This is a genomic window from Pseudoalteromonas gelatinilytica, from assembly GCF_001641615.1.
Lineage (GTDB): Bacteria > Pseudomonadota > Gammaproteobacteria > Enterobacterales > Alteromonadaceae > Pseudoalteromonas > Pseudoalteromonas gelatinilytica.
The window spans coordinates 88,484-105,216 of sequence record NZ_LRRU01000022.1 but is presented as its reverse complement, the minus strand read 5'-3'; the positions used below and the strand labels follow the sequence as shown (position 1 = coordinate 105,216).

The 16,733-nt window shown below is 42.6% G+C and carries 17 protein-coding genes; 10 read left to right on the top strand and 7 right to left on the bottom strand.

Going from position 1 to position 16,733, the window contains the following annotated elements; genetic code table 11:
- Nucleotides 1-8: 8 nt before the first annotated feature.
- Nucleotides 9-1,211 (bottom strand): efflux RND transporter periplasmic adaptor subunit, encoded by a 1,203-nt coding sequence (locus NH153_RS17725; RefSeq protein WP_240494387.1) that lies wholly within the window; start codon nt 1,209-1,211, stop codon nt 9-11.
- A 258-nt stretch (nt 1,212-1,469) separates the two neighbouring features.
- On the opposite strand from NH153_RS17725, the gene NH153_RS17720 reads away from it, so the two are divergent.
- The 7 genes from NH153_RS17720 (at nt 1,470) to NH153_RS17690 (ending at nt 7,642) form a co-directional block, all read left to right on the top strand.
- On the top strand, nt 1,470-2,261 hold the full coding sequence (locus tag NH153_RS17720) for a crotonase/enoyl-CoA hydratase family protein (protein WP_063706431.1): 792 nt from the start codon (nt 1,470-1,472) through the stop codon (nt 2,259-2,261).
- A gap of 69 nt (nt 2,262-2,330) precedes the next feature.
- The gene (locus NH153_RS17715) at nt 2,331-2,684 is read left to right on the top strand and encodes a CidA/LrgA family protein (protein ID WP_063706430.1); all 354 of its coding nucleotides are present in this window, start codon (nt 2,331-2,333) and stop codon (nt 2,682-2,684) included.
- Nucleotides 2,674-3,384: an LrgB family protein gene (locus NH153_RS17710; protein ID WP_063706428.1), complete on the top strand. Its 711-nt coding sequence runs from the start codon at nt 2,674-2,676 to the stop codon at nt 3,382-3,384. Before NH153_RS17715 ends, NH153_RS17710 begins: the two co-directional genes overlap by 11 nt.
- Nucleotides 3,385-3,417: 33 nt before the next feature.
- Nucleotides 3,418-4,257, top strand: coding sequence for a mechanosensitive ion channel family protein (locus NH153_RS17705; protein ID WP_054562265.1), 840 nt, complete (start codon nt 3,418-3,420; stop codon nt 4,255-4,257).
- 100 nt (nt 4,258-4,357) lie between these two features.
- Complete coding sequence (locus NH153_RS17700) at nt 4,358-5,509, top strand: PepSY-associated TM helix domain-containing protein (RefSeq protein WP_105175283.1); 1,152 nt, start codon at nt 4,358-4,360, stop codon at nt 5,507-5,509.
- Nucleotides 5,509-5,979 (top strand): PA2404 family protein, encoded by a 471-nt coding sequence (locus NH153_RS17695; RefSeq protein WP_063706377.1) that lies wholly within the window; start codon nt 5,509-5,511, stop codon nt 5,977-5,979. Before NH153_RS17700 ends, NH153_RS17695 begins: the two co-directional genes overlap by 1 nt.
- Nucleotides 5,980-6,229: 250 nt before the next feature.
- The gene (locus NH153_RS17690) at nt 6,230-7,642 is read left to right on the top strand and encodes a family 43 glycosylhydrolase (RefSeq protein WP_063706374.1); all 1,413 of its coding nucleotides are present in this window, start codon (nt 6,230-6,232) and stop codon (nt 7,640-7,642) included.
- A 32-nt stretch (nt 7,643-7,674) separates the two neighbouring features.
- Here NH153_RS17690 and NH153_RS17685 read toward each other — a convergent pair whose 3' ends face one another.
- Entirely contained in the window at nt 7,675-8,424 is a 750-nt protein-coding gene (locus NH153_RS17685) for an RIO1 family regulatory kinase/ATPase domain-containing protein (protein WP_063706372.1), read from the bottom strand.
- An 86-nt stretch (nt 8,425-8,510) separates the two neighbouring features.
- Entirely contained in the window at nt 8,511-8,975 is a 465-nt protein-coding gene (locus tag NH153_RS17680; RefSeq protein WP_054554315.1) for a MarR family winged helix-turn-helix transcriptional regulator, read from the bottom strand.
- Between the two features lie 127 nt (nt 8,976-9,102).
- Between NH153_RS17680 and NH153_RS17675 the strand changes: the two genes are divergently transcribed.
- From NH153_RS17675 to NH153_RS17665, 3 genes are read left to right on the top strand one after another with little or no spacing between them, the layout of a single operon-like run.
- Nucleotides 9,103-10,254, top strand: a complete 1,152-nt coding sequence (locus NH153_RS17675) for a hypothetical protein (RefSeq protein WP_063706369.1) — start codon at nt 9,103-9,105, stop codon at nt 10,252-10,254.
- Nucleotides 10,255-10,302: 48 nt separating this feature from the next.
- Nucleotides 10,303-11,193 carry a dienelactone hydrolase family protein gene (locus NH153_RS17670; protein WP_063706367.1) on the top strand — a complete coding sequence of 297 codons (891 nt, stop codon included), beginning with the start codon at nt 10,303-10,305 and terminating at the stop codon, nt 11,191-11,193.
- A gap of 48 nt (nt 11,194-11,241) precedes the next feature.
- Nucleotides 11,242-11,457 (top strand): hypothetical protein, encoded by a 216-nt coding sequence (locus NH153_RS17665; RefSeq protein WP_063706364.1) that lies wholly within the window; start codon nt 11,242-11,244, stop codon nt 11,455-11,457.
- 76 nt (nt 11,458-11,533) lie between these two features.
- Here NH153_RS17665 and NH153_RS17660 read toward each other — a convergent pair whose 3' ends face one another.
- From NH153_RS17660 to betB, 4 genes are all read right to left on the bottom strand, one after another.
- Nucleotides 11,534-12,241 carry a TorF family putative porin gene (locus tag NH153_RS17660; protein ID WP_063706362.1) on the bottom strand — a complete coding sequence of 236 codons (708 nt, stop codon included), beginning with the start codon at nt 12,239-12,241 and terminating at the stop codon, nt 11,534-11,536.
- A gap of 11 nt (nt 12,242-12,252) precedes the next feature.
- On the bottom strand, nt 12,253-13,470 hold the full coding sequence (locus tag NH153_RS17655) for a hypothetical protein (protein WP_063706359.1): 1,218 nt from the start codon (nt 13,468-13,470) through the stop codon (nt 12,253-12,255).
- A 129-nt stretch (nt 13,471-13,599) separates the two neighbouring features.
- Entirely contained in the window at nt 13,600-15,270 is a 1,671-nt protein-coding gene (gene betA, locus NH153_RS17650) for a choline dehydrogenase (RefSeq protein WP_063706357.1), read from the bottom strand.
- On the bottom strand, nt 15,270-16,733 hold the full coding sequence (betB, locus tag NH153_RS17645) for a betaine-aldehyde dehydrogenase (RefSeq protein ID WP_063706355.1): 1,464 nt from the start codon (nt 16,731-16,733) through the stop codon (nt 15,270-15,272). Before betB ends, betA begins: the two co-directional genes overlap by 1 nt.

Here is a 16,733-nt window from a genome sequence, read left to right as displayed (position 1 = left end):
TCTCACTCCTAAGAGTTAGCTTTGCTAGAAATAGTGCCGGTTGTTTCATCGACATTTTTTTCAACAGCTTTCACTTCAGCGCCTTGGCGAACTTTTTGTAAACCTTCAATAATGACTTTTTCACCAGCCTCTAAGCCTGACTCAACCACCCACATCGCATTAATACGACGACCAAGTTTAACAATCCGCATAGCCACTTTGTTTTCGTCATCAACAACGAGCACAAACTTACCTTGCTGGTTTTCTTGTACCGCTACTTGAGGAATGAGTGCCAAGTCTTGTTTATTGGTGCTTTCAACGATCAAGGTGACAAATAAGCCCGGCATGACAATGCCATCTGGGTTATCGAATGCAGCTCTAAGTTCAACCGTGCCTGTATTACGGTTAATTTTGGTATCAGCAAAATCAAGTACGCCTTTATCAGCGAAAGTCGAGTTGTTCGGTAAGCGTAAAGTTAAATCAATAGGCACATCACGAGGGTCTTTATCTGACGGTGCTTGATGATTTTGGCGATAAGAGATGTAGTCAGCTTCTTCAACCTGAAAGCTCACATAAATTGGGTCGACATCGGTCAGCTCTGCTAGTTCATTGGATGATGGGCCGACAATATTTCCCACGTCATAGTTTACTTTACCTATGCGCCCTGCAAACGGCGCTCGAATTTCGGTATACCCTAAATTGAGTTTCGCTTTTTCAAGCTCAGCCTCTGCGGCTTTTACCGCTGCAGTGGTTTGCTCAAAATTAGTGGTTAGTTTATCGAGGTCTGATTGCGAAATAAAACCTTGCGCTGCCACATCTTTACCACGCTTTAAATCACGTTCAGCGGCGCCTGCTGCGGCAATTTTACTTTTTAAATCAGCTTCAGCTTCTGACACAGTCGAGCGGTACTCAGATGGGTCAATACGCAGTAAGAGCTGATCTTTTTCAACCGATGAGCCTTCATTAAAGTGGCGTTCAATGAGTTCACCCTCAACACGGGCTCTAATCGCAACCTCTTGGAATGCTTCAGTGCGAGCAACAAATTCTCGGTAATTACCAACTTCTTGTGTGACGACATTAAATACTGATACAGCCGGTGGCGGCGTAGCTTGTTGTTGTGCTTTATCATCTGAACAGCCAACCAATGTGGTTGTTAATGCTACAGAAATTGCAGCAAAAGCCAAAGAACGAGATGATTGTTTTGTTATGCGAGCTGTTTTGCGCATCAGCATATATTTACTCCTTGTAGCGCGACTTAAAGCTAAGTCTAGTCGTGTCATGGGATTTTGCGAAAGTATCTAACTAATCACAAAATCAAACTAGCGATGAACTAGCATCTTTGTTTTAAAAATATACACCAATTTGTAACTAAATATATGACAAGGTTACCCATTTTTGGAAAATATAATGATTCCTTGCGACACATCAGCAATTCTTTACTTAGTTGTAATTAACTCGTAAGCTCTAGCAAACAGGTCAGAGGAGTTACCATGATAAAACTAGAAATAAAACAACAAGTCGCATGGGTTAGCCTTGCTCGTCCAGAGAAACAAAATGCGCTCAGTTTTGCCATGTTTGTCGAGCTTTCAAACGTAATCAAAAAAATTAAACGCGATCGCAGCTTACGTGCGGTGGTTATCTCTGGCGAAGGCGAACACTTTTGCTCTGGACTGGATGTTGCTGCGGTAATGAAAAAGCCAAGCAATATCATCAAGCTTTTATTCAAGTGGTTACCAGGAAACCAAAACTTAGCGCAAAAAGTAGTGCTAGGTTGGCAAGACTTAAGTATTCCGGTGATTGCAAAAGTAACCGGACACTGCTTTGGTGGCGGTATGCAAATCGCACTCGGTGCTGATTACCGCATCGTCGATAAAAACGCTAAATTAGCGATCATGGAAGCGCGTTGGGGCTTGTGTCCTGATATGGGAGCTAACGTGGTGCTTGCTGGCTTAATGAAGCGTGACCAAGCACTTTGGTTGGCAAGTCATGCAGGGCCGGTCTCGGCTGAAGACGCAAAAGAGTATGGCTTAGTTACACAACTCACTGATGACGTTGATAAACAAACCGATGCTGTACTAGAAACCCTCATGGCGCGCTCGCCGGATACCCTTGCTGCAATTAAACGAATTACTCAGCAAAGCTACCGTTCACAGCAACGCAAGATTCTCGCTAAAGAAACCTGGAGTCAAATTCGCTTACTGATGAATCCAAATACTAAAAAAGCGATTGCAAAGGCGAAAGGCGCAGAGGATATTCAGTTTAATAATGCCAAATCATGGTAAGCTAAAGTCGCATAGTACAACTGACAAGGGTATGATGTAGTTGTACTTTATTCGCAATTATCCTGACTTATGAAATACCTTATCAGTAGTGTCATTATTCTTACCTGCTTAGCCGTTGCCAAGTTTTTAACGGCTTTGCTTGAAAGCTCTTTCCCTGCCCCGTTACTCGGTATGGTGTTACTGCTCATGCTACTATTAACGGGCCTCGTAAAAGAACAACATTTAAAACCAACAGCCAGCCCTTTACTTAATTACATGCCGTTGTTCTTCATCCCTGCTGGGGTTGGCATTATTGAGCACCTAGGTTTAATTTCGCAGAACTGGCCTTTATTACTGACTATTTTTATTGTCGTGCCACTGACCAGTGTTTTACTCATAGGCACTGTTATCACCTATTTTAAGGGCCGTGAAAATGACAGTTAGTTTATGGTGGCTCAGCGTCCCGTGCATTATTGTACTTTTCTTAGTTCTGCGGTTTTTAAACGCGAAAACCCAGCACGCTACGGCTAAAGCGCTTAGTAATCCTGTGTGCTGGGCAATTGTGTTAACTGCAGCGTTGTTAGTGGCGCTTAAGCTCCCCTATGAGCCTTTTGCCGAGCACAGTAAAGTTTTAAGCTGGTTACTTGAGCCTGCCATTGTGGCATTGGCTTTACCGCTTTATCAGCAATTTATCCATGTCAAAAAGAACCTGCTACTAATCCTTATAAGTTGTAGTTTAGGGGTGATGAATGCCACCTTAGTCGCCTCGCTAATATGTTATTTTTTTGCAGCCCCTGCACAGCTAAGCGCATCTTTAGCAAGTTTGTCTGTCACTACCCCCATCACCTTGTTAGTAACAGAGTCGCTAGGCGGCATACCTTCTTTAGCAGCAGCCATGGTGATTTTTATTGGCGTACTTGGGGCTATATTTGGTAATTTGATTTTCTCGCTTATCAATATCCGCAATGCACAAGCAAAAGGTGTTGCCATTGGTACCGCTTGTCATGCCATTGGCACAGCATCATTAATTAGCGATCAGCCAAAAGCCGGTGCCTTTGCCTCTGTGGCGATGGCATTAAGTGCGCTACTCAGCGCGATAATAGTGCCGATACTTTATCCTGTTATTCAGCATGTTCTGGTATAGTCAGAATTCGCAGTAACCTTGTTAGGAAAACACATGATTGACTCAGAAATTCAGCAAGTCGAAAAATACTACAATCTGATTATGGAATATTTGGTCACCTACAGTATGCAAATTTTAGGTGCCATCTTAATTCTATTTATTGGTTTATGGATTGCGCAAAAAGTATCGAATATGGTTGCAGGTCTCATGCAGCGTCACAATATCGATATTACCCTCACCAACTTTGTCAGTAATGTCATCAAAGTATTGCTGATCATTATGTTCTTGGTTATTGCCCTTGGCAAAATTGGCATTAGCGTTACCCCATTTGTCGCTGCCATTGGTGCTGCATCACTCGGTGCTGGTTTAGCAATGCAAGGCATGCTTTCAAACTACGGTGCGGGCCTTGCTATCATTGCAACAAGGCCATTTGTTGTTGGCGATACTATTGAAGTAAAAGGCGTGAGTGGGCAAGTTAAAACCATTGAGCTTGGTCACACAATTCTGATTAACGAAGAAAAAGTCGAAATCACCATTCCTAACAAACATATTGTTGGTGAGATTTTACATAACTCGTTTAGCTATTCATTAGTTAAAGGTGAAATAGACATCGCCTATGATGCCAATGCAGACCTCGCTATTGAGCTTATCGAAAAAGTGTTAGACGAGCATGAACTAGTTAGTGACTCTCCTCATGCACAAGTCGGTATTGAGCGCTTTGCTGAAAGCGGTGTTACCTTGAGCTATCGCTTTTGGGTGCCAACCACCAAAATTATTGAGACCAAATTAGCAGTGAACCGCAATGTATTTAAAGCAATTCAAGGAGCGGATATCGAAATTCCTTTCCCACAACGAATTGTTACCCTCAATCAAACTAATGATAAAGGCGCTTAAAGCGCCTTTTTTGCAGCTCGTCGACAGAGATTGTGTTTGTTCAAAAGATTGTAGTACAATTTAAATGATAACAATTACTATCATCAATTAACGTCGGACTATTTTTACCATGAGTAAACGTCTTTGGTTCCAACTGCATGGTTGGTTTTCGCTCCCAGTATGGGTGCTATTTTGCTTTATCTGCGTCACAGGTACTGTATCTGTTATAAGCCATGAGCTTACTTGGCTGACCAACAGTGAAGCACGCGCAAACAACCCGAATGATTTACCAGCCCTTGGTGTTGATCAAGTTATTAATAGCGTTGAAAAAGCCTACCCGACTGCCGATGTAATGAGTGTACTCACTTATGAGCCTTACTTGGTTAATGCGGTTATTTTCACTGATACCGACAAACCTTACGCTGTGGCTTACGTCAATCAATACACAGGCGAAGTACAAGCGGTTAATGACACTATCTCATTCATTGAGTTTATGCGTACCCTACACGGCTGGCTATTCTTCCCTTGGCAAGAAGGTTACAGCGTAGGTTACTACCTCGTCAGCGCTATGGCTTTTGTTATTTTAGGTGCACTAGTAACAGGCTTAGTGATTTATAAAAACTTTTGGCGCGCATTTAGTCAGCCGAAACTACGTTTTAACCAAGGTAAAAAAACCTTTCTAAAAGATTTACATACCCTAAGTGGTGTTTGGTCAATTTGGTTTATGGCAGTAATGGCACTTACAGGTCTGTGGTATTTGGTGCAAGCCATCATGTGGCATAACGAAATAGACATTGAAGAGCACGCACCGCTCGTGGCAGTGTCAACTTTACCTGCGGATAAACAAACACCGCCAACCGACTTAAAAGCGGCACTGGCTATTACCAAAGAGAAATACCCAGATTTCAAACCTAGCTATGTGATGCTGCCAGAGCATAACCGCGGCATGTTTAATATCATGGGCAGTGGCGATACTATTTTCTACGATAACTACGCTTACTCAACTTCAATCAATCCTTGGACAGGTGAAATTGCAGCAAGCAAGAGCCCAGAAACCATGTCGGGACTACTTACCCTTTCGCATATCGCCGATCCGCTGCATTACGGTAATATTGGCGGTCTGTGGACAAAAGTTATTTGGTTTATCTTTGGTTTGATTTTAAGTGGTATGTCGATCACTGGTTTTATGATGTACGCCGCAAAATTAGTAAATAACAAACCTGTAAAAGCGCGCCAAGCTGCGCCAGTGAATAACGTTCAGGAGGCAAACTAATGGCTCGTTTACAAGCAACTTGGTGGCAACGTAAAAAGTATGTTTTACATGCTGTGGTACTGGCTTTGCCTGTGTGGTTTATTTATCAGTCATTAAACCCTCAGTTTCCTGCTCTTTGGCAAGAACAACAAGCGGGCGAATTTAAAATCGCTCCAATGCCACTTAATGAAGACGCCCCGTATTCACACCACAATGAGTATGTTAAAGATTTCTTTATCGCCTTTAATCAAGGTGACATAAGCAATGTTCGTCAGGCGTATTTAAATATTGGCCAAGCACCTTTACCACTGACTGAGTTTGCTAAAGATGAAGAAGGCATAATGCATGGCACCAATCATGGCCAGCATGCCCACGCGATAGCCCCTGAAACCATCTCAGCTGATGATAAATTGTGGATCACCATCCAAACTTGGCAAGGCCAACTTCATACACTCAAATGGGATATTCCCAGCCAGTTTATTACTCAATAACATCCGAAAGCCACTCACTGAGTGGCTTTTTTGTATCTCAGCTAAATACTAAAGTCCCTTTCAAAATAGTTAAAGGTAAAATTTTTGTTAATTATTTTTACCGATCACCTTTACAAAAGTAATAATATAATAAAGTATTATAAATAGTTTTCATTTGCAGCAATCCTCTTAATAGGGATGGTGTTGATCAAAACTCATCCATGGAGCAAAACACACAAGGAAAGCTCAATAACAATGATTTGGAGACACAATGATACTTTCAAAAAAAGCGCTAGCTGCGCTCAGCTTGGCAACAACCCTCATACTGCCCAGTGCTTATGCGATTGACAATGGCGTATACACCATTAAATCAAAGTACAGTGCCAAGTTTGTTGAAGTAGCCAGCGCGCAAACCAACGACGGTGCGAATGTTAGTCAGTGGGCTGACACTAATCACGACACCCAGCGCTGGTTAATCACCAACATAGGTGGCAGCAACTATTCGGTTATTAACTTAAATAGTGGTAAAGCCCTAGAGGTGTTTGACTTCTCGACCGCCGATGGCGGCAATGTGGTGCAATATGAGTACGCTAATCTTGCCAGCCAACACTGGCAAATTAATGAGGAAGGTAGCGGCTATTACAGCTTTATTAACGATCACAGTGGTAAGGCTCTTGACCTATATGCTTTTGATGGCAACGATGGCGCAAATATTAGCCAGTGGAGCTACAACGGCAGCGATGCGCAGCAATGGCAGCTAACTAAGCTTGCTAATGTTGAATCAACCCCTTGGGATCCATCAACGAGCAATGGCGCTGCAAACCACTGGCCACTAACAGGTAGTTTAGTCACTCACGATCCAACCCTTGGCTATGAAAATGGCACTTGGTGGGTTTTTCAAACAGGACCTGGTATTTACGGAAAATATTCAAGCAACGGTGTTGATTGGAATGATGCCCTACCAATTTTTTCAAATGGTTTAAGCTGGTGGAGTAACTATGTGCCAGATCATGATGGAATTGATGTCTGGGCGCCTGAATTAAAAAGCTACAACGGCCGCAGCTGGCTCTATTATGCTATTTCGACCTTTGGTTCACGTGTCAGTGCTATTGGCCTTACCTCAGCAAGCAGTGTAGCAACCGGTGATTGGCGTGATGATGGTTTAGTCATTAACACGACTAATAGCAATGATTACAACGCTATTGACCCTGATCTTGTGGTGGCAAAAGATGGTGCACCTTGGCTTGCCTTTGGCTCATGGAATTCGGGTATTAAACTAACGCGAATTAACCCTATGACCATGAAACCATTTGGCCAAATCTACTCTTTAGCAAGTCGCTCAGGTGGTATCGAAGCACCTACCATCGTGTATCGCCAAGGTTACTACTATTTGTTTGTGTCGGTTGGCAAATGCTGCGACGGCACGAATAGCACTTACCGCATTGCGTACGGCCGCTCTAGTGACATCCGCGGTCCATACCTAGATAAAAATGGCACCGACATGCTAGCTAGCGGCGGTAGCATTCTTGATGCGGGTAATAGCCAATGGGTAGGTCCAGGTGGACAAGACATTTTAAATACCGATGTGATTGTTCGTCATGCCTATGATGCAGGTGATAATGGCACCCCTAAATTGCTCATCAGCACCCTGAATTGGGATGCGAACGGCTGGCCTAAATACTAGTTCTCCCCACTAAGCGCGTGCAAACGCGCTTTTTACAATCTATCTAAAATACTGCGAATAAAGTCAGAATTAAGAATCTGAGTTACAGCCCCGCTACACCACAAATAGGCACGTTGAATCGGGTAACCTTTAAAAATCCAACGCTTACGCACATGATTAAAGTCGTGCAAATAATCCGCCTTTGTTTGCGGTAACGAGTCATTGGCTAACTTCTGCCACGCCTTATAAACCCCACTCATATCGGCACCACGCATAAAACGCTGTAACCAGCGCGGAAAGCGTGCAAAGCGAATCGCTGACTGAAAATCAATAATGTATGGCTTGCCATCTTTTGAACAAATCACATTTCCCAAATTACGTAAGTCGAGGTGCACCACCCCGCGGCGATGCATTTTTGCGACCAAACGCTCAAACTCTTTAAAGAAATCACTCGGTAAATGCTGCTGTTGCAAGGCAAGCTGGCGAAGTGGCGTGCCTTCAATAAAATCATAAGCAATGGCAATTGATGACAAACGGCAAAAGTTATCGACCACTCCGTCTACGTCTTGCAGGCGTGCCAGCCCTTTGTACTCTTGATTGATAAAAAGCGGCGCGATGGTTTTTCTCACCCACCATGGGCTGTGCTGAAAATCTTTAATAATTAAATCAAATTTCGCGTCTTTATAACGATAAACAATGGCATTGGCAAAGCGGCCTGTGTGAACAACCGACAAACCTTCTGGGCTAAATTGATGAGCTGGAAATTGAGCGTGAAGCTGCGCAAGCAAAGATGATTCAAACATAACAATCCGGACTTGTTAAAATTAAATGCCTAGGCAACTATATTATCAAAATGAACCTTCAGCGACAATGTACCGCTTAGAGAAATTTATGCTTTTAAATTATGAATTGCTCTAAACAACAAGCTTGCGAGTTGCTTTTGCTCATCATCAGAGAAGCCTGTGAGTGCTTTGCGATAGATATCATTTACAGTGGGTAAAATTTCTGGGTAAAGCTGTTGGCCTTTTTCTGTGAGGCATAAAAGAGTTGAACGGCGATCTTCAACTGACTGCTTTTTAGCAACTAAGCCCTTGTCTTCTAAACGAGAAAGTAACCGACTCATGGCACCGCGGTCATACACCATGTGCTCACACAGCTCAGCCAAGGTATTTACTTTACCGCGTGCAAGTAGCACAACCACAATGTACTGAGCCGAGGTTAACTCTTTATCCTCTAACGCATTATCAAGATGAGTCACCAGATTTGAACGTAAATAAGAGACTAAGCGACCTAAGTCTTGCACGGGATCTAAATCTTCAATACAGCACTGGCCAATTGATGCAGGTTCTTTCATATTTCCTCTAAAGCGATGAATAGCAATTCATAGACAGTTAATCAGCAAAATAATTCAATCCTATTAGATTGCTTCAACGGCTATGAATAGTGTAGCGTGAACAAGCGTACTAACTGTCGGGGGCGTTATGCTAACTAAACAACATATTATCAAGTATTTATCTCTTACAATACTGCTACTTCTTTGTTGGCTAGAGCATTATAACCATTTCATTATGCGCTTTATCGACAGCGCCCTTGTACAATCAACCTTAGTGTACGCTTCTTCTCGTACAGTTAATGCTGCTATATCGCTATTGCAATCAGCCGAAGTGGGCATTGGTATTGCGAGTATTCAACCTGCACAACTACTCGACCCAGTAAATGACCTAGCTGAATACATGTCAGATGCTATGCGCCTTGCAATAGGCTCGTTATTTTTACAGCGCATTTTATACACCATTTCTTCTGGGGTTATTTTTAGTGGTGTTTTTACTGTTTCGGTCGTCGCTTACTTTATATGTGAATGGCGTGACTATTTTCCTAACTTACGTCATAAGATTATGGCGAGCTTAATTTTAATTCGCTTTTTAGTGCCTGCTGTGGTGCTTACAACAGGCCTTGTTAGTCAAATATTCTTAGATGAGCAAATAAACCAGCAAAGTGAACTGGTGAGCGAAAAAGTCGAGACGGTGAATAGCAGTGCAAATAATACCTCTGCCCTATCTGCCAAGCTAAAGGCCGAGGTCGATAATGAAAAACAAACCATCTTCGACAAGCTCTCGCTATTAAATGAGCAGCAGATAAAAAACCACCAGCAAGCGACAGAACTCAAAGTTAAGCTGGCAGAGGTTGATAGCCAAATAGAAGCGATTCAAGCAACTCGCAGCTTGTCTGAGCGACTGACCTTTACTGAGCTTGAACAAGCCAAGCCATTACTTGATAAAAAGCAGCAATTAACAGCGCAGTTTAATGCAGTACTAAACCAGCAAAGACAGCTGAATCTTGACAAAGACGCCTTAAACGAACAACTAGAAAACCTTAACGCATCACTCAATCAAGACCAATCGTCTCAAGTGAGTAAAATTATAGACACCGTCACCTCTGGCATTAGCAATATGGTAGCTGCCGTCGAAGACTTATTTATCGACTTTTTGAATATCTTGTCACTGCTGATTTTAAAACTGTTATTAATGCCGTTGATTTTTTTATACCTGTTCAACAAAGCTTTTAAGGCCATTTGGCAGCGCCGCTTTATGGATGTGGTAATACAAACAAAGCAACTGGCTGTTAATCGCTGATATTTCAGCTAAAGTTATAAACCTAACTCGTTTTTAAAGGATATAAGTATGACTGAGCAACGCCATAACCACATTCCCCAAGAAGCTTTCGATTGGTACGATGAATACGCCCATGGCTTGATGGACCGCCGTACCTTTATGAAAAAACTGGGTGGCTTAGTCGCCCTTGGTTATTCAATGGCAATGCTAAGTAGCGCTTTACTGCCAAACTACGCATTAGCTGAGCAAGTGTCCTTTAATGACCCTGATATCAAAGCCAGCTATAAAACCTTTGACTCGTTTAAAGGCCATGGCGAAGGTAAAGGTTATTTAGTCGAACCCGCTAACTTAACGGGTAAGCACCCATTAGTGTTAGTGATCCACGAAAACAGAGGCTTAAACCCTTATATTAAAGATGTTGCTCGCCGCCTTGCCAAAGCTGGATTTATTGCCTTTGCGCCAGATGCATTACACCCTCTTGGTGGCTATCCTGGTAATGACGATGAAGGTCGCGCAATGCAGCGCTCTATGGATAAAGAAAAAATCCAACAAGACTTTATTGCCGCAGCTGAATACATAAAAAGACACCCAAATAGTAATGGCAAACTCGGTGCGGTAGGCTTTTGCTTTGGTGGTTATATGGTTAACTACCTAGCAGCAGTTGATAGCAAATTAATTAATGCGGGCGTGCCCTATTACGGCACTCCAGCTGTTAAAGAGCTGAGACAAAATATAAAAGCCCCGCTACTTGTACACTTAGCTGAATTTGATAACCGCGTTAATGCAACTTGGCCAGAATACGAGAGCGACTTAAAAGCGCATCAAGTGCCTTACACTATGCATATGTATGAAAAGGCAAACCATGGCTTTCATAACGACTCTACCTCTCGTTATGATGAAAAACAGGCAGAGCTTTCATGGCAGCGCACACTGGCGTTTTTCAATGAGAAATTGATTTAAACAGAGCAATTTCATACACTCTCGAAAAAATTTTAGGCTAGAAAAGAGATGGAATCGCAAGTCAGTTATCGCTTTGACTCACAGCAAACCGCCAATCGGTTTTTAAACAAGCTTAAGCATTGGTCAGTGGCTAAAGTCACTGCGACCCTTTGCCAAGGTGGTTTTGGCGTGAAAATACGCTACGAAGTCGATACCAGTGGTTTTGATTACACCCTTGCGGAGCTTGATGATTTAGCGATGCAACACGAAGGCGAAGAGATTTAATACTCATTTTCTAGACATAAAAAACGGCTAACCTTGGTTAGCCGTTTTTATTAAAGCTGTGCTAATAAAGCCCTACTTATAAATCAAAGCTGCGAGAAATTGACGCAACGATTCGCTCATCTGCATATTCAGAATCAATGCTGGTATTTTCACCTGCAATTTCAATATCAAAGCCCGCATAGCTCGTTTGATACGCTAAACGATAATGCTTGTATGACTTATCACTGCCATCCCAGCTAAACTTATCGCCATCTAATGAGTTAGAAACATCAAAACTAGCACGAAAAGCATGGTTTGGTGCAACTTCAAATGTGTGAGCGACCATGTAAATTAAATGGCCTGCACCGGTGCCAAAATAATCCCAGCTATACCACAAGTTAAATTCTACTTGGCCTATACTGCTGTCGTAACCAAATTTCGAATACACCTCTGGATAATTACCATCGCTCGAGTGATCTTCACCATGATACGAGTAGTAGGCAATACCATAATCAACACTAAGAGCATCGGTTAACTCAGCATAGTTACCAAAGTACACATCCCACTCGATGTCGGTGCCTTCGCCAAAATCTACATTTGAAGCCCACGTACCTACATACATACCTGAATCTGCAAAGGCATAATCTAAGCTACCCTGAATCGCGGGGTCATTCATGGTTTGGCTTACACCATTGAAGGTGTAATCCGATGCCAATGTAACCGTAGTCGATAAGTCAGCCATGGCTGATGTCGACAGTAATGCCAATGGCAACGCTGCTGCTAATACTGTTTGTCTTGTTGTCATGTTGGTTTCCCTTAGCTAACTGTTTCTATTTTTGTGTAATCTAATTTATTGTCTTTTGGTGAACCTTCGATATTTTTCACTGTTTTTAACTTGCTGTAGCCAATAAACGCAGCACAGCCGAAAAATAACGCAATAACGAGCGCACCAACCCATTGGATCTGTAAAAAGTCGAACTTAAACAACAGGGTTAACAATGAAAGCGCCACCACATTTAAGGCAATATAATTAAATTTACCTAAACGTTTCACCGTTAAGTTTAGATTATCTGTGTATAAACGGATCAAAGAATCAAGTGAGTTGATCACAAACACCACACCAACAAACACCATAGCGATGTTTTTCAGGCCTGCTGTTGCAATACCCGCTTCATGATATTGATACAAAACACTAAACCAGATAGCGATTGGAATAGACGGGAAAATCAACATAGCCGCCAGCACTTGGTAAGTTTTTAAACCACCCACAAAGCGCGAAGTAAATTGACCAATCATGATGCTCCAAGCAAACCACCAAAACAGGTAGAAGGCATGGTAATCATTTAGTGGTAATACAAACTCATTGATGTTGCCAAAGTAACCACCGATTAAAGTAAGGTTATCAACAAATGCTGATGTTTGTGCATCAGAACCCACAAAGGCACCGAACCACATAAATGCGATTAAAGCGATAAACAACCAAGTAGTAGAAATACTTAAAAAGCGTACATATTTAATGTCTGTGCTCGAATAAACAGCAAAACAAATCGCTGCAAACACCATTAAGTAGAATGTCGGAATAATTGACTCACCATCACCAAGCGACGGCAGGTACCAAGGTAAATTCGACAGCAGTAAAAATGCAGTAAATGCGCATGTACCAATAATAACGATGTTATTAATTAGTCTTACCCAAGCAATTTCAAAGAACTTTACTTTGGGTTCTATTACGCAGAAATAAAAGCACGTAAGGAAATAAAATCCCCAGATCAAGAAGCCCCAAAAGCCAAACTCGATGGCTAATGGATTGGCAAACGCATACTCTGGGCTTGCTTTTATGTCTGCATAACCTGCAAACTCTGTCAGTGGAAACATAATCAAGCCAACATCTAGGCCCGATGTAAATAAAATTGCAATGAACGTAAACGTTCTAACCGGTGTGACGCCAACACACCTAACCGTACCCCATTTAAATAAAATAACCGCAATTGCTAACAGGGTAAAAATGATGCCAGCACTAAGCCAAAAGGTCATAGTTACCCCCCCAAAATAAGTAATAATACTTCATTGTTTCTCCAGTTTTATTCCTCGCATTAACGCACCACAAACAACTCGTGATGCGCGCCACTGCAAGCCCCACAGCCGAAACTGCGGGTGGCCTTATTAGATCTCCGAACTACGCTGCGTTGATTGCCATTGTTTTTCCATGGCAACATCTGCAGTTGATGCCGATAACACAGGCTTACCTAAAATGTGGTCCGCCGCTTTTTCTGCCACCATAATGGTTGGCGCATTTAAATTACCGTTTGGAACGGTTGGGAAGATAGATGAATCCACAACCCGTAAACCTTCGATACCGTGTACTTGAGTTTGCGAGTTAACCACGGCCATCTCATCTTCACCCATCTTGCACGAACATGACGGATGGTAAGCACTCTCAACCGCTTGACGAACAAACGCATCAATTTCTTCATCGCTTTGAACATCTTTACCGGGTTGAATTTCACCATCGCGATATTCATCAAACGCACTTTGCTCAATAATCTCGCGAGTTAGACGTACGCAAGCTCTAAAGCCTTCAATGTCATCTTGATGCTGTAAGTAGTTAAATTGGATCTTAGGCGCAACCTGAGGATCCGCCGACTTAATCGTTACTGCACCACGGCTTTTTGGTTTGTTATGCCCAACATGAACTTGGAAACCATGACCATCAAAGGCACTCTTACCGTCATAACGAATGGCTGCTGGTAAAAAGTGATACTGAATATCTGGCCATTCAACACCCGGTTTTGAGCGAATAAATGCACATGATTCAAAATGGTTAGTCGCCCCTAAACCTGAGCGATTTAATAACCAACGAGCCCCAATTAGCCCTTTTGAAACAAGGCCTAATTTGCCGTTTAAAGTAATTGGTTGCTTACACTTATATTGGAAGTAAAACTCCAAGTGGTCTTGTAAGTTTTGGCCAACACCTGGTAAGTGATGTTTAACCTCAACACCCGCTTCGCTCAGGATGTCTTTATCACCAATACCTGATAATTGCAGAATATGCGGTGAACCAATTGGGCCCGCACTTAAAATAACGTCTTTTGCTGCAAATGCTTGCTGCTTAGAGCCAGATACTGAATACTCAACGCCCACGGCTTTTTTGCCTTCTAGCAAAACTTTTTCAGCTAAAGCACCGGTGACTAGCGTTAAGTTTTTACGTGACTTAACTGGGTCTAGATACTCACGGCTAGCAGAGCTTCTTACGCCATCTTTAACTGTCATATGCATTGGCCCAAAACCTTCTTGCTGGGCTGCATTGTAGTCATCAGTTTGCGCATAACCTGCTTGTTGGCCCGCTTTGATAAAGGCTTTATAAAGCGGATTAGCCATTTCATTACCGTTATTAACCCCTAATGGACCGTTATCGCCACGGTAATTGTTACCACCTAAGTAAAATGATTCTGCACGTTTAAAGTACGGTAAGCATGCTTGATAATCCCAACCATTAGCGCCGTGTTGCTGCCACTCATCAAAATCTTTGGCATGACCACGTACATAGACCATGCCGTTAATCGATGATGAGCCACCTAACACCTTACCTCGTGGGCAGTGCATTTGACGGTTATCTAAATATGGCTCTGGCTCGGTATGAAATTGCCATGCATATTTGTCAGTATTCATTGGGATTGATAGCGCGGTAGGCATCTTTATAAAAATGCTTTTATCACTACCACCCGTTTCAAGTAATAACACCTTATTGGAAGGGTCTGCTGATAGTCGGTTTGCCAACACGCAGCCTGCTGAGCCAGCACCGACTATGATGTAATCATAGTTCTGTGTACTCATTAAAATGGACTCTCTATATTGCTCATACCCACATAAATCGATTTAGTTTGGGTATAGTGATCTAAAGTTTCGATACCGTTTTCACGGCCGATACCTGATTGCTTGTAACCACCTACGGGCATTTCTGCAGGTGAATTACCATAGCTGTTTATCCAACAAATACCGGCTTGTAACTGGTGGATCACGCGGTGTGCACGCTGAATATCTTTAGTGAACACGCCTGCGGCTAAGCCAAGGTGGGTATCGTTTGCACGCTGAATAACGTCATCTTCATCATCAAACACCAACACGCTCATTACCGGGCCAAAGATCTCTTCTTTAACTATGGTCATGTCGTCTTTACAGTCGACAAAAACGGTCGGTTCCACAAAGTAGCCGTTTGGAGCAGATGCTGGTGATAGTGCCTTACCGCCGGTTAATAAGGTTGCGCCTTCTTGAATACCTTTATCGATATAGCCAAGTACAAGCTCTTGATGCTTTTTAGAGATAAGCGCCCCTAAATTCACCTCAGGATCCATTGGGTCGCCAGCAATAATATTTTGCTCAGTGCGTGTTTTCAGCTCATCAATAAACTGCTGATAAACATTTTTATGCACATAAATGCGCGTACAGTTAGTGCAGATTTCGCCTTGCGTATAAAAATTACCTAGCATTGCCGCACTAACAGCTTGTGATACATCGGCATCATCAAATACTAATAACGGTGACTTACCACCAAGCTCCATGGTCACATCTTTAAGTGAACCAGCAGCGCTTGCCATTACTTTTTTGCCTGTGCCTACTTCACCAGTGAAAGACACTTTTTCAATATTTGGGTTTGCTGTTAACCATTGCCCTACTTCAGCAGCGCCTTGCACGACGTTGAATACGCCAGCAGGTACACCCGCTTCGATGAAAATCTCTGCAAGTTTAATTGCACCAAGTGGTGTTTCTTCTGAAGGTTTAAAAATAACCGCATTACCCGCAGCCAGTGCTGGGCCTGATTTCCAACAAGCAATTTGTAGTGGGTAGTTCCATGCACCAATACCGGCACAGATACCTAAAGGCTCTTTACGAGTGTAGTAAAAATCATTGCCAACCATTTGTTGCTGACCCACTTGTGCAGGAGCAAGACCAGCAAAATATTCGATAACATCGGCGCCAGTTTCAACATCGACACACTCGGCTTCTTGCCAAGGCTTACCCGTATCAAGTACTTCTACTTTTGCCAGTTCATCGTTACGCTCGCGTAAGATTGCCACGGCTTTTAATAAAATACGGCTACGCTCAATTGGCGTCATTGCAGACCACGCTGCAAACCCTTGTTTTGCGCTTTCGATTGACGCGTTTTGAATAAACTCATCAGCGATTTCAACGTGATAGATTACTTCATCCGTTGCAGGATTCTTAACTGCAAAGGTATCGCCAGTTTGATTCTTTAAAAAATGGCCATTAATAAAATTTTCGTAAACAGGTGTGGTCAT